This window comes from Myxococcales bacterium (genome assembly GCA_022563535.1).
In the GTDB taxonomy this organism is placed as follows: domain Bacteria; phylum Myxococcota_A; class UBA9160; order UBA9160; family UBA4427; genus DUBZ01.
Genome location: JADFNE010000090.1, coordinates 1 through 12,016 on the forward strand (window position 1 = coordinate 1; position 12,016 = coordinate 12,016).

At 59.2% G+C, this 12,016-nt stretch carries 14 protein-coding genes and 1 pseudogene; 8 read left to right on the plus strand and 7 right to left on the minus strand.

The features are described 5' to 3' along the window. Positions 1 to 229 precede the first annotated feature (229 nt). Positions 230 to 1,309, plus strand: a complete 1,080-nt coding sequence (locus tag IH881_18340; protein MCH7869659.1) for a VanZ family protein — start codon at positions 230 to 232, stop codon at positions 1,307 to 1,309. Here the strand turns inward: IH881_18340 and IH881_18345 are convergent. Next, complete coding sequence (locus tag IH881_18345; protein MCH7869660.1) at positions 1,303 to 1,890, minus strand: hypothetical protein; 588 nt, start codon at positions 1,888 to 1,890, stop codon at positions 1,303 to 1,305. The two genes, IH881_18340 and IH881_18345, sit on opposite strands and share 7 nt — an antisense overlap. Then, on the minus strand, positions 1,890 to 3,341 hold the full coding sequence (locus tag IH881_18350; protein MCH7869661.1) for a cyclic nucleotide-binding domain-containing protein: 1,452 nt from the start codon (positions 3,339 to 3,341) through the stop codon (positions 1,890 to 1,892). Before IH881_18350 ends, IH881_18345 begins: the two co-directional genes overlap by 1 nt. Before the next feature lie 133 nt (positions 3,342 to 3,474). Between IH881_18350 and IH881_18355 the strand changes: the two genes are divergently transcribed. Next, positions 3,475 to 4,203 carry a hypothetical protein gene (locus tag IH881_18355; GenBank protein ID MCH7869662.1) on the plus strand — a complete coding sequence of 243 codons (729 nt, stop codon included), beginning with the start codon at positions 3,475 to 3,477 and terminating at the stop codon, positions 4,201 to 4,203. Between the two features lie 44 nt (positions 4,204 to 4,247). Continuing rightward, positions 4,248 to 4,799, plus strand: a complete 552-nt coding sequence (locus tag IH881_18360) for a hypothetical protein (protein MCH7869663.1) — start codon at positions 4,248 to 4,250, stop codon at positions 4,797 to 4,799. A 19-nt stretch (positions 4,800 to 4,818) separates the two neighbouring features. Here IH881_18360 and IH881_18365 read toward each other — a convergent pair whose 3' ends face one another. Together IH881_18365 and IH881_18370 are read right to left on the minus strand one after the other, a co-directional pair. Continuing rightward, a complete protein-coding gene (locus tag IH881_18365) occupies positions 4,819 to 5,745 on the minus strand; it encodes a hypothetical protein (protein MCH7869664.1) in 927 nt (308 codons plus the stop codon). Positions 5,746 to 5,868: 123 nt separating this feature from the next. Beyond that, positions 5,869 to 6,798, minus strand: coding sequence for an NAD(P)H-binding protein (locus IH881_18370; GenBank protein ID MCH7869665.1), 930 nt, complete (start codon positions 6,796 to 6,798; stop codon positions 5,869 to 5,871). Positions 6,799 to 6,949: 151 nt separating this feature from the next. On the opposite strand from IH881_18370, the gene IH881_18375 reads away from it, so the two are divergent. From IH881_18375 to IH881_18395, 5 genes and pseudogenes are all read left to right on the plus strand, one after another. Continuing rightward, complete coding sequence (locus tag IH881_18375) at positions 6,950 to 7,345, plus strand: hypothetical protein (protein ID MCH7869666.1); 396 nt, start codon at positions 6,950 to 6,952, stop codon at positions 7,343 to 7,345. Positions 7,346 to 7,408: 63 nt separating this feature from the next. Beyond that, positions 7,409 to 7,549 carry a hypothetical protein gene (locus IH881_18380; GenBank protein MCH7869667.1) on the plus strand — a complete coding sequence of 47 codons (141 nt, stop codon included), beginning with the start codon at positions 7,409 to 7,411 and terminating at the stop codon, positions 7,547 to 7,549. A gap of 9 nt (positions 7,550 to 7,558) precedes the next feature. Continuing rightward, positions 7,559 to 7,738: pseudogene (locus IH881_18385) on the plus strand (cation transporter). Positions 7,739 to 7,758: 20 nt separating this feature from the next. Further along, the gene (locus tag IH881_18390) at positions 7,759 to 8,037 is read left to right on the plus strand and encodes a hypothetical protein (protein ID MCH7869668.1); all 279 of its coding nucleotides are present in this window, start codon (positions 7,759 to 7,761) and stop codon (positions 8,035 to 8,037) included. Positions 8,038 to 8,181: 144 nt separating this feature from the next. Further along, the gene (locus IH881_18395) at positions 8,182 to 8,697 is read left to right on the plus strand and encodes a superoxide dismutase family protein (GenBank protein ID MCH7869669.1); all 516 of its coding nucleotides are present in this window, start codon (positions 8,182 to 8,184) and stop codon (positions 8,695 to 8,697) included. Here the strand turns inward: IH881_18395 and IH881_18400 are convergent. The 3 genes from IH881_18400 to IH881_18410 all read right to left on the minus strand — a co-directional run bounded on the left by IH881_18400 (position 8,651) and on the right by IH881_18410 (position 11,758). Continuing rightward, a complete protein-coding gene (locus IH881_18400; protein ID MCH7869670.1) occupies positions 8,651 to 10,498 on the minus strand; it encodes a hypothetical protein in 1,848 nt (615 codons plus the stop codon). The genes IH881_18395 and IH881_18400 overlap by 47 nt on opposite strands. A 120-nt stretch (positions 10,499 to 10,618) precedes the next feature. Further along, complete coding sequence (locus tag IH881_18405; protein MCH7869671.1) at positions 10,619 to 10,927, minus strand: acylphosphatase; 309 nt, start codon at positions 10,925 to 10,927, stop codon at positions 10,619 to 10,621. 27 nt (positions 10,928 to 10,954) lie between these two features. Then, positions 10,955 to 11,758, minus strand: coding sequence for an SDR family oxidoreductase (locus IH881_18410; GenBank protein MCH7869672.1), 804 nt, complete (start codon positions 11,756 to 11,758; stop codon positions 10,955 to 10,957). Between the last annotated feature and the right edge of the window lie 258 nt (positions 11,759 to 12,016).

Here is a 12,016-nt window from a genome sequence, read left to right on the forward strand (position 1 = left end):
GCCATATGCCGTCGATGAGAAGTCCCATTGCGCCCTCCAATACTTCCATTGGGTAATGCGTGTACAAACTAGCGGATGCCCGCTGACTCGCAGCCGCGGCCTGGGTTAGGGTTGCGGCGGACTCGTTTCAGTGAGGTCGCGGTCCACGAGATTCCCGTAGTGTGGGGGAGTGATTTTGTCAACGAAGCACAGGGGCCAGAATTGGTTGGAGCGCAACCGAGGGCGATGCTTGATCGTGGTGGTCACCGCGATATTGGTCGGTGTGCTGCTGCCCGGAAAATTGCCCTGGTACAACAGCGTGCGTTGGAGCGACCCGGGCCCGGGACTGCGATTCGCCGATATCGCTCAGGCGCTGAGTGAGGGATCAATCGTTTCCCGCACCGGCGAACTCACGCTGGAAATCTGGCTGGCCCCGGCCATTCGTTCAATGTCCGGGAACCAGGAGATCATCTCTTTCTTCGACGAACAGTATTTTCGCCCACTGGTCATCGGCCAATTTCCTCGAGGATTCATATTGCGGGGACGGGAAGACAACCCGAAGGGCGATCCGCGCAAAGACAAGTACATCAACCTGGATGAGCTGGGGCTGGCGGAATTCGATGCGGTGCAGCACCTGGCGGTGACGGTGGATCCGACCGGTGCGCGCTTGCACGTCAATGGGAGCGTGACTTCGCTCAGCTTGCCCAAGACGGTCGCTCGATCCGGTGAAGATTTTGGTGGGCGTCTGTTGCTCGGCAATTCGAGTACCGGTTGGCGGTTGTGGTTGGGCAGTCTCTACGGCGTGGCGGTCTACGAACGCGTCTTGGGCCCAAGCGAACTGCTCGCACACGCGCTGGACCCAGCCCGAGCGGCCAATGTTTCCCTACAGGACGATCCGTCCATGCTCGCGCTCTATCGTTTCGAAGAAGGTCGAGGCGCGATTACGCGCAGCGCCGTAGCCCATGGACCCGATCTGTTTTTCCCACCGCGTATGACGCGACCCACGCGCTCCAATTTTCTCTCGAACAACACTTCTGACCTACGCGACCGCCGGTGGATGCGATCCGATATCGCGTCGAACATCTTGTTGTTCATGCCTCTGGGTTTCATTCTTGCGTGGAAGAAGCAAACTCGCAGCATCGGAATTGCGCTGGCCATTGGGTTCGGCCTGAGTCTTTCGGTTGAGTCGTTGCAATCCCTGATCCCGGGACGGGATTCGTCGTTGATCGATGTGGCGAGCAACAGCCTCGGCGCACTTGCGGGCGCGCTGCTCTCCCGAGCTGGCGGTTTTTCCAGAAGCGTGTCTAGTTTTCGAGAACGCCATCAGTAGGAAAGGCGCAGCCCGAGATGAGCCCCCGCCCAGGGCCTGGTCGAATAGGCTCCAGTCCGGACATCAATCTCGTTTTGCGCTTCTTTCTGGTCGTCCTTGTACCGCAGCCAAATTCCACGCAGTCCCACCAGCAGCGACGCCGCAAAGTAGTCGTTGTCAGCGAGGAGATAGACGAGCCTCATGTCTGAATCGATGGAAGTGACGTTGTTGATGCCCGCATTTGCGAAAAAATAAATTTCTCCTCGCAAGCGGTCGCGAATGGGTCCCTGCAATTGGAAGCCGAGATACCCGGAGTAGATTACGTAAGCGCGATCAACGGAGCCGGTTGCCGCGCTGGACCGCAGTCGATAGCGGAAGTCGAGGCCTTCGAGTCCAACTTCGGATGTCGTCGGTCGATTCGGAGACGTCGTGCCCTTTGCTCCTCCCAAGGGAGTTTGTAGTTTGCCATCGAAACTGGCCAGCAAAGCGGAGGCACTGGCCCTGACTCGGAAGTTCGACGCTCCAATGCCTTCGCGGTCGGCCTTGGAAACCGCCGCAACAGGAAACAATAGGATCGCCAGCACGAGGGCAAGCAGCGCCACTATCGATGCTCGGGATTCTGCTGATCCAGATACGCTCTGCGGTTCTCTCGGGTGCGATGTTCTCCGATGGAGAGGAGCATCTCCCGCAACCGCGGGTTGCTAGCCATGATCTTCGCAAAGCGGGACTCACTCAGCGCGAACAACCAACATTTTCCTCGGGCCGTGGCTGTTGCCACTGCGGGTTGATTCAAGAGCACGGACTGTTCACCAAAGACGTCGCCATGGCTCAAGCTCGCGAGCACCTTTTCTCCATCTTGACTGGATTGGGAGATTTCGACGTGGCCGGCGAGCACGACGAACACTCCCTGATCGGGTATGCCCTCGCGAATGATCGTAGTGCCATCTCTGACTTCGAGCAGGCGAAATTGCTTGGCGACTTCACTTCGAGTCGCCCGTGCAAAACACGAGAAGATCGGACTCGTGCGCACCAATCGATCCACCAAGCGAAAGCGCAGGGTCCGGAGCACCAGCCCGAAGACTTCGCGATGAGCGCGCAGCAAGTTGCGGACCGCTGACTGGTCGATCGCGAGCAGGCGCGTGGGGGCCAGTGCGCGGATGGATGCGTTGCGGGGTTGTCGAGTCACCAGGCCGATTTCGCCGAAGAAATCTCCCGCCTCCAAAACGCCCATGCCGACTTCCCCGTGCTCGCTCTCGGAGTCCTCTACGACCGCCGACATCGACCCTTCGAGAATGACGTACATGCGGTCGGCGCGATCGCCCTGGTGGAAGCATTCGACACCGGCGGGGATCTCGACAATTTCAGATTGGGCCATCAGTTGGTCGATCTCCTCCCCGGAGAATGTGGTAAATAGCTTTGCGCGCAGGGCCTGTTCGTCGTTGCTGTGTCGACCTGGCTTCGCGAGACAACTGGTGTCGACATCAAGTTCTGCATTTGGCGCAAGCGTATCGAGGAAGAGTTCGAGTTCTTGCGTGGCTTCATTCGGATCCAGTGGAATTTCGGCGGCGCCCGTCTGGTCCGGGTCGGCGAGCACCACTCGGCGGGTATTGGCCACGACTTCGGTGAGTACGATCTCGTCCAGGGGCGCGGAATTGGCGCTCGCTTTCGGCACGAGAATCTCGGGACCCGCTCCGGAGCTGCCGGCTGCGCCTGCCGCGTTGCTCGACGTTGCGGGGATCGTATAGAGAAGGTGAAGACGGTCTTCCGTTTCGCTGTGGTTCGGCTCGATGCTCAGGATCCGCTTTGCCGTCGCGATGGCGCGAACCGTCTGCTCTCGATCGATCTGCAACTCGAGCGCGCGCAGCAGAGATTTGAGTTCTGCCTCGGGATGCTTCGCCGCCGCGTGAATTTCGGCGATACGTTTGGGCCAGGTGGGTTCCTCGGGTTGGAGTTTCTGGAGGTCGTGCAGCGCGGCGAGTGCGTCGCTGGCATTTCGCTCAGACCGGGCTCGCTCAAAGCGCGCAATCAAACCGCTGACGGCATCGTTTGACATCGACTGCGTTATCGTTCAATGAAACGACGAGCTTGACCCGACTTGCGGACGATTGCATATGAGAACAGGCTAGTGTCGTTTGTTGAGATCGATCGCGGGAGCGTATGCAATGAGAATGGCGGGAAGCGCGGGCGTGAAGAGAACAGCTGGTCGGCTGCCCAACGCGAAGATCTTCCCCCTCTTAGTGTCCGCGACAGTGGTTGTCTTTGCGGCAGGATGTCAAACCCCGGCAGGAGGGCTGTCAAAGAGCGTTCCCGGAATCGATCCCAATGATGTCGACCTGACGCGCGAGTTGTTGCAGCTCGACGCCGAGATTCTCGATCTCGATCAGTTACTTGGGCGCTATCCTGCGCGCTTTCGGTCCGCTCGTGAGCGTTTGGTCGTACACACCCGGTGGGCGGCCGCGGTCGAAAAGTCGGCTGTTTTGTTGAACGTGGATCTCGGGAATCCGGAACTGTTTGCACGGGCGGGAAATCTATTCCGCCACGGACACAATCTCGGGGTTCCCGAAGCCTCCGCTGCTGCTTATCGAGCCCTGAGCCGCTGCATCGAACTTGCGGCGGATCACATTGACTGTCACTACCGTCTTGCGCAACTGCTCCTCACCTCGCAGCCGCGTTTCGCTCCGACCGCAGAGCGATTGCTGCTCCGGGCGCGTTCGCTGATCTCGCCGCAGACCCGTCCCGAGTTCGAGGCGGAGTTGGCGCGTGCCTATTTCGCCCAGGGACGGCGCAGCGAGGCACTCCGACAAATCGATTACTATCTCACGCTTCGCCCGGATGACGACGATGCTCAGCGCTTTCGCAACGTGCTGACCGGCCGCCAGCGCGACGGAATGGGATCGCGCGGTCCCATGCGCTGAATGGGCCGTGTGGTAGGATTTTGAACTCACGAGAGGTAGTCCGCATGGATTTCAATTCGAAACTCGACGAAGCGTTTAAAGAAAACACTTTGGTGCGGATCGCCCGAGGCGAATTTGACGAAACCTGCCCCGAGTTCGACGGCTATGTTCTTGGATGCAGCGAGTCGCTTATGTGTCTCGCAATTCTGGACGATCGAATTCGCTTCAACGGGATCGAGATCTTCTACCGAAACCAGATCACGGAACTCGACGTGCCCACTCCCCACGCAACATTCTACGAAACAGCTTTGCGAATGCGTGGCGATCTCGCCCCCGATCAACCTCCGATCGATCTCTCTTCGATGCAAAGCGTGCTCGAATCTCTCACCAAGATCGCTCCCCTGGTTGTGATCCACAGGGAACTGCAGGAACCCGACATTTGTGAGATCGGTAAACTCACCGGCTTTGACGCCACGACCTTTCAATTGCGAGAGATCGACCCCGATGCCGATTGGGCGGATGAACCCACCGAGTTTCGCTACGAGGACGTCAGCCGGGTCGGGTTTGGAGGAGAGTACGAGTCCGCGCTCGCCCTGGTTGCTGGAGTCGTTCTTTAGACTCGCAAAACTCGCAAGCCTAGGAACCGAAGAGTTCTCGATTTGCGCGGTTTAGATAGATCAACCCGATGGCTGCGTTGAAGAAGATGAAGAAGTTGTGCTGCACGAAACCAAACGCAGCCATCTGGCCTTCGAACCCCGGAAATAGCACCACCCACAGGGTGATGGCCACGGTCCTCATGGGGCCTGGCGTTGCGGCGCCAAAGAAAATGATCGGCAGATAGCCCAACATCTCGAGGTTCGTGACCTCCACTCCGAAATATCCCAATGCGGTCGAGTAGACCCAGACCGCGCTGAGCAGTGCGGGTGATCGCAGCAAAATGATCATCCCGAAATGCCAGGTCCTGGCCTTCCGAAACGCGTGAAAGATGGGTCGATCTTTGAGTGTCGAGTTGGGCAGCAATGTTCCTGTGAAGAACAGCCGGACTACGATGAAGAAGGACAGCGCAACCAGGCCGATCATCGGAAGCGATGAGAACGCCTTGGGAAGCTTGTCGCCCAACAGCGCATAACCCACGCACGCCCAACCGAGTAAATAGAAGAACTCGCAGAACATGATGAACAGCATGCTCGAACCGACTTCCCAGCCCGGGACCCCGTTGCGGCGGTTGAGGTACAACGCGATTGCGCCCTTGCCCACTTGTTCGTTCAGGATCGAAAGGATGTAGCTACTGCCGCGGATCGGCAGAATGTCCAAGTAGCGAACATCGGCGTTGTACCAGTTGACCACTCGCCAGAGCACCAGGGAATCGATGAGAAAGAAGAAGAACGAATAAGGAATCATCAGTGCGAGCCAGCGACCCCAAGACACGCTGGCGAAAATACCGACCAGGTAGGTGATGACCGTCTCACCTTCGCGACCCGCCGCACCCGCGAGTTTGCTGTAGAGGTAGGCAAAGCAGGCGAGCGTGATGAGCCAGGGGATGGCCTTCTGCCAGATCGGCATGGACCGGATCCCTGCCCCCTGCGTCGGGTCGGCTGCGGCATCGTCTTGGGTAACCTGGGAATTGGATTCAGTCATAGGTGTTTGTGTAGGTGTAGGTGTAGGTATAGATGTAGGTGGATAGGTCTACGGGCCAATGTAGCGCGCCAGCGTGTCGTCGAGCGGGGTGAGTTCGGTGTTCAGCACTTGCAGGGCGCGTCGGTTGTCGATGCGATCGTCGTGTTGAAGCACGCCGAGCATTGCGCTTGTGATCGGAGGATGCTTTTGGGTGCGCTCCATCAATGCCGCGAAGACCCGCATCACGACCAGCGGAATGGGCAGCACTCGAATTTGATTGTCGTGCAATGCCGCCACCCTGGAGACCAGGTCGCGGTGGCGCAGCGCTTCTGGACCTCCGAGGTCGAGACTGTGAGACGCCTGGGAATCGTCTTCGATTGCCCCTGCGATCGCCCGAAGCAAATCGCGAACGTCCAAGGGCTGTTGAATCGTTGCGCCTCCCGCGATCAGGGGCTGCCAGTTCTTGGTCGCCTGTGCGCGTAGGGCGCGCGATGCCGGGTCGTCCGGCCCGATCACCATCGGAACCCGAATCACTGTGGCGGGCGACCTGCCGCACAGGAGAATCTGCTCTGCTCGTCCCTTCGATGCGAGACAAGCGTTTGGGGAATCTGGCCGCGAACCAAAGATGCTCAGGTAGACAACGCGTGCCAGTCCCTGGGTCGCCGCCGCCTCGGCGACGGCGGTGCAAGTATTTTCGTGAGCGTCTGCGTAACGATTTCCGCTGCCTTCTTTCAGGATCCCAACCAGGTGAACGATGGCGCGACAGCCGCTGGCCGCCTTGGTGAGCGCGGCGGTGTCTTTATAGTCGAGAATCAGAATCTCGGGTCGTTCGCCCTCGGGCAAGGTAGCGACCTTCTCGGCCGCGCGAACGCTTCTCACCACCGCGCGTCCCGGGATGTTGCGTTTCGCCATGCTCCCAAAGAGCTGCAGGGCCAATTGTCCATTGGCACCAGTAACCAGAACCGGCCGGTCGTCATTCTGTTTTGGCTGTACTGGCATGGACATATTGCCCAGGCTAGCAGCTGGTTCGGGTGCTCGGTCCAGCGATTGTGACGCTGGATTAGTTTCGAAGCGGGGCCTAATCTCTCGCCACCTTGAAGCTAGAGCCTGGGAACGTTCGAGCGTTTCGGGTTCCGGAGAGAAAATCGACATGGCCAGCCGCAGATCGTTTGCCGAAATCCTGCGAGGTGTCTGTGCCGAGCGCGGTTGGGAGTTCCTCCCCAACGGTGTAAACGTCAAGCATGCAGACGGTCGGCATCAGGTCATCCAATTCGAGCTCTTCGAGTTGGAAGGGCGTGAGATGGTGCGCCTGATCAGCATGATCGGCGATGCGGGGAGCCTGAGTCAGATGCAAATGGAACAAGCTCTGCGGGCCAATATGAACCTGGCCCACGGCGCCCTGGCGCTGAAGGACACCGAGCTGTGCATGACCGATACACTATCGCTCGAGGAGTCGGAGGCCGGCGAGGTCGACTCCGCGTTGGCATTCATTGCAAAGCTGGCCGACACCTACGAAAAACTTTTGTTCGGTACAGATCAACACTGATCACCCATCTATCGAAAAACGATCGAATGACGATCAAATTAAAAGGGGAGAGGAGAGTTCATCATGACGATCAAGACAGTGGGCGCAAGGCTCACAAGAGTGCTCGCGCTGGTGCTTGTCACTTTGTTCACAAGTACCCTGATCTCGACCGCTGCTTTCGCGTCGATGGTTTCGTACAAGCTGTCGACCCCGGGTGTGGTCTGAGGGGGCACCGCTAAAACGGCCCGTGCGGCCGTTGCAAAACTCGCAAGCGTAACCAACGTGACGACGGACATGGACGCCCATACGTTGACGCTGTCGTTCGACGACGAAGAGCAGACGCTTGAAGCCGTCGTCGAAGCGCTGGCAGAAGCGGGGTATGTCGCAAAAGATCCGCAGAAATTGACTCAATAAACACCCGCGCCGAGGCAGACATGCAGACCTTGACGGTTCTTGTGGTGTTGGCCGCGATCGTCGCCATCTTTGCCACCACGCCTACAGGCAAGAAGTTCGCCGATCGGTTCGGCCTGAACCTTTCGCGCAAGGGCAGGGCGCCCCAGGAGGATCACGACTACCTCCTGCGCGTCTGCAACGGCGACGGCGACGAATTGGGTGAGCGGCTAGCATCGGCTCGCCGCACCAACCCAGACATGACTGAGGCCGAGGCATACCGTAAGGCAATCCGGGCACACCTGAGGAATACGAGCGCATAACTCGTATCCGATAGGGTGGCCCCCAACCTGAGCTTCCCTTCACCTCCGGAAATCGACTCCCATTTCAGTCGCGCGGCATATCGGACGAAAGAGTCGAAGCAAGCGCGATCTGGGTCGAGACTTGGCCCACGTCCGGAGGGTTTCGTGAGAATTCAAAACAGAAGAACTGTCGTCGGTACCCTGGCCGGGCTCATGTTCTTGCCATCCCTCGGCTTCGACGAATCCGAATGGACGCACTCCCTCGCGCCGGTCGCGGCTGTTGCCGTGCTGCATCCCGCCAGTGATCGTCCGGTTGTGGGCAAGATCCACTTTCGATCTGCCGGTGATGCGCTCGTCATTGAACTGGAGCTCGGTGGTCTGGTGCCCCAGCAGCGCTATCGACTGCGGATTCACGAGTACGGTGACTGCAGCGTGGACAAGGCTGCAAACACCGGGGAGCCCTTTGGAAGTTCCGAGGACTTGATCGAGTTTCCCGCCGATGAAAACGGTTGGGCGGATATTGTCTTCACCCATCGTGGTCACACCCTGGGCGCCGGCGAGCAATCCCTGCTGGGGCGCTCGGTCGTCGTACACGGGGCCCGCGAGCCGGTTGGATGTGGGACGATCGGCTTTGCTAAGCGTCCCGAAGCGCTTCCACACAACCCCGAAGATCCCGGTTGAGTCGCATCAACGCATCGCCCTCGCTCGCGAACTCTTTCGATTCCCGCACCCGCTGTTCAGCGCTTTCACGCGCTGAGCTGAGTTCGTCCTTGAGCCGGTTCAGCTCCTGAAGCACCGCGTCGTTGGCGTGGTTTCCCTTGCTTCCCCCCGCCGACTTGATGGTCTCGTTCTGCAAGGTCTCGGCCTCGAGCGACAGCTTTCCCAAACCTTCGGACGCGATGGAGATACTCTCGCTGATACGCTGGGCTGATTTTGCTGCTTCAAGCGTCGAGGCGGAGATCTCGGTACTCGACTCGAGTTGGCTATCGACAGCGCTCGCGATCGTCTTGGAGATGCCGTTGATCTCGTCGATGATCGCTACAATTTCGTGAATCGCCGCAATCGCGTCCCCGGTGGTGTCGCGTATGTTGCCGACGTTGACAGAGATATCCTCGGTTGCCCGTGCTGTCTGCCGTGCAAGCTCCTTGACTTCACTTGCGACAACCGCGAACCCCCGGCCCGCGTCGCCTGCGGCGGCCGCTTCAATCGAAGCATTGAGTGCAAGTAGATTGGTCTGCTCGGCGATTTCGTTGATCGCCTCGACGACGGTACCGATCTCTCGTGCCGATTGTCCAAGGCTCGCGATCGTGGTGTCGGTGCGTCCGGCAATCTCACTCGCGCGGTTGGAGACCGATGCGGCGTGCTGGGAGTGTCCAGCCACTTCGGAAACCGAGGATTTCAATTCTTGAATCGAGGCGGCGACAAGCCCAATCGTTTCGACCATCGCGTCGGTATGGCTCGCGACTTCACCCAGGCAACCCGTTACTTCGCCGGCGGATGCCGTGATCTCTCGAACGCTCGCATTCCGCTCGCGCTCCGGGTTCTCACACGCAGCGAGGTGCTCGACCGCCAGGTTGCACGCCGCTTCGCTCTTCGAAAGGCCCTTCAACAAGCTCTGTCCCGATTCCGCCGCTCGTTCGAGGTGGGCGGACAGACTGGCCGTGGCATCGCTGCACGCGTGCTCGGCAGCAAGTGTGCGGGCCACCCCCGCGGAGGAAACCGCCGCGGGGGTACCCGATTCTGAAGTGGGATCGCTCGTGTTTTCGGCGCTTCGACTCTTTCGGGATGTCGCCGAATTCAATTTTGCGAGCCCGTGTCCGCTACGGGCGACTGAACCCGTCACCATCATCACGATCGCTGCCGCGACGCTGCTGCCAACGAGAAGCCAGTCTCGACTGAGTTTGGCGTTCGCCTGCAGGGCCATGGTCAATCGCGTGGCTTCTTCTCCGCGGCGTTTGGTGGCATCGCGCAGGCGCTCATGAGTGTCTGCAATGGCGCTTCGCGCGGTGGCAGAGGCGACGGTCGCGGTACTGCGATCGTGGTCAGAAAACGCCCGGGCGGCGAGCTGGAGATGCTCCTTTGTCTTGAGTGCGTTCTGGCGAATGAACTTCGCGTTCTCCGGGTCGTATAGGGCCATCGCGTCGAGTTCTCGAGTGAGATCAGTCCACGAAGATTCGGCCAGTGAATTCGATCCCGTATTGGCAAGTGACTCGAGTACCGGGCTGGCGAGGTCCTCACTGATTCGCTCGGCACTTGCAGCGAGGTCGGCGCTCCAGAAGCGCGTGACATCGAAATAATGGGTGACCCGATCCAGGGCTTCGATGCGCTCGAGTACCCGATGTTGGTCCAGCAACAGTGCATCGCTTGTGCTTGCGGTGATGAACGAGAAGGTGGCGGGAACACTCATGATGGAGACAGCGAGAAAGCTCAAGCCAACGAGTCGCGACTGTGATGAAACGGGTGCCATGTCGCTGTAGTTCATCGCGCCAACGCGAGGTGCACTTGAGCTTGAGAACGGCCCGTCGTTGCTGTGTTATTCGCAGCCGCGCCCCGCGCGTGTTCTCGTTCGACAAGCGCGTATCGAAACGGACTGGTCAGCAGCTCAACGAATGAGAAATTCTGACGGAGTGGTTTCGCCCTCTTCCGCCAGATCTTCGATCTCGAAACCTTCGACCTCGTCAACCCTTGCCAGCGTTGGTCCTTGTTCGACGAAGGAGCAAGCCTGCTTCACGGCCGCGATGGGGCCGACAAATTGTGCTTCAACCCGGCCGTCCGGAAGATTGCGAACAAATCCTGCAAGCCCGAGTTGGACCGCGCATTTTCGTGTGGATTCTCGAAACCAAACGTCCTGCACTCGGCCCCGAACAAAGCCGTGAGCGATGACGTGACGTTCAGTTGACGTTTCTTCCATGATACCGATCCCCCGTTTCGCAGACTCCTAGTTGCTGCGCGTCTTCTCGATCATGTTCAACGACCACTTCAGGACGTCGTCGATGCCCGCCTGGGGGAGGCTCATGCCACCGTCGATGATCAGATTTTGGCCCGTCATGAAGCGCGATGCGTCAGAACAGAGAAAGTGAACTACGTCCGCGATCTCCTCGACTTCTCCAGTGCGCTGCAATGGAATCGCTTGTTCAACCGGCTCGAGAACCTCGGGGTTCTGATACAAGGGTTCGGTCATCGGGGATCGCACCACCCCGGGCGATACGGCGTTGACGCGGATCGCAGGTCCATATTCTTGTGCCGCACCCTGGGTGAGGGCAATCACGCCAGCCTTCGCCGCCGAGTAGGGAAGCTCGCCTCGGGTCGGACTCGAAGCGCTGACCGAGGCATTGTTGACCACCACCCCGCCGCTGGCCTCCAACATGATCGGGATCGCACTTCGCATGGCGTAGAAGGTTCCGTCGAGATTGACGGCGAGGATGTTGTCCCACTCTTTGTCCGAGTAGGTATGGAGCGGCTTCAGTATCCCCATCCCGGCATTGTTCACCAGAATCGAGAGTCCACCGAGTCGGTCATGAGCCTGGGTGATGGCTGCATCGACCGATGCCGAATCTCGGATGTCGACTTCGATTGCGATACCGCCGAGGGAAGCGGCCGATTTTTGAACGTCGCTCTCGGCGCGGTCGAGCAGTGCCACTTTTGCGCCGGCGCGGTGGAGTCTGCGCGCGATCGCGAGGCCAATGCCTCGGGCTGCACCGGTTACGATGGCAAAGTCTTCATCGAGGTCTCGGTCTGTCACGTCAACTCCTTCTGCGGCGCGAACTCCTGGCGCGCAACCGACGTTCCGTTGAGCGATATCGATTTACCCGAAACATCTTCGTCTTTGAGTTCAGGAGCGAGCTTAGGAGAACCTTCGCGGGCTCCCCACTCTGGTCTGACTCGCTTCTCGTGTTGGCGTCAAAGACTCGCTTGGCAGCGGAGCGATTTCCCGTTGTTGCGTCATTGTTGCCGCAGAAAGAGCCCTTCCGTGTCTCCCTGTGACATGGGTTCAAGCGTA

Excerpts from the sequence above, each read along its gene's own strand:
- IH881_18350 (MCH7869661.1), bottom strand. The coding sequence starts at position 3,341 with ATGTCAAACGATGCCGTCAGCGGTTTGATTGCGCGCTTTGAGCGAGCC.
- IH881_18360 (MCH7869663.1), top strand. The coding sequence starts at position 4,248 with ATGGATTTCAATTCGAAACTCGACGAAGCGTTTAAAGAAAACACTTTG.
- IH881_18365 (MCH7869664.1), bottom strand. The coding sequence starts at position 5,745 with ATGCCGATCTGGCAGAAGGCCATCCCCTGGCTCATCACGCTCGCCTGC.
- IH881_18370 (MCH7869665.1), bottom strand. The coding sequence starts at position 6,798 with ATGCCAGTACAGCCAAAACAGAATGACGACCGGCCGGTTCTGGTTACT.
- IH881_18375 (MCH7869666.1), top strand. The coding sequence starts at position 6,950 with ATGGCCAGCCGCAGATCGTTTGCCGAAATCCTGCGAGGTGTCTGTGCC.
- IH881_18380 (MCH7869667.1), top strand. The coding sequence starts at position 7,409 with ATGACGATCAAGACAGTGGGCGCAAGGCTCACAAGAGTGCTCGCGCTG.
- IH881_18390 (MCH7869668.1), top strand. The coding sequence starts at position 7,759 with ATGCAGACCTTGACGGTTCTTGTGGTGTTGGCCGCGATCGTCGCCATC.
- IH881_18400 (MCH7869670.1), bottom strand. The coding sequence starts at position 10,498 with ATGAACTACAGCGACATGGCACCCGTTTCATCACAGTCGCGACTCGTT.
- IH881_18405 (MCH7869671.1), bottom strand. The coding sequence starts at position 10,927 with ATGGAAGAAACGTCAACTGAACGTCACGTCATCGCTCACGGCTTTGTT.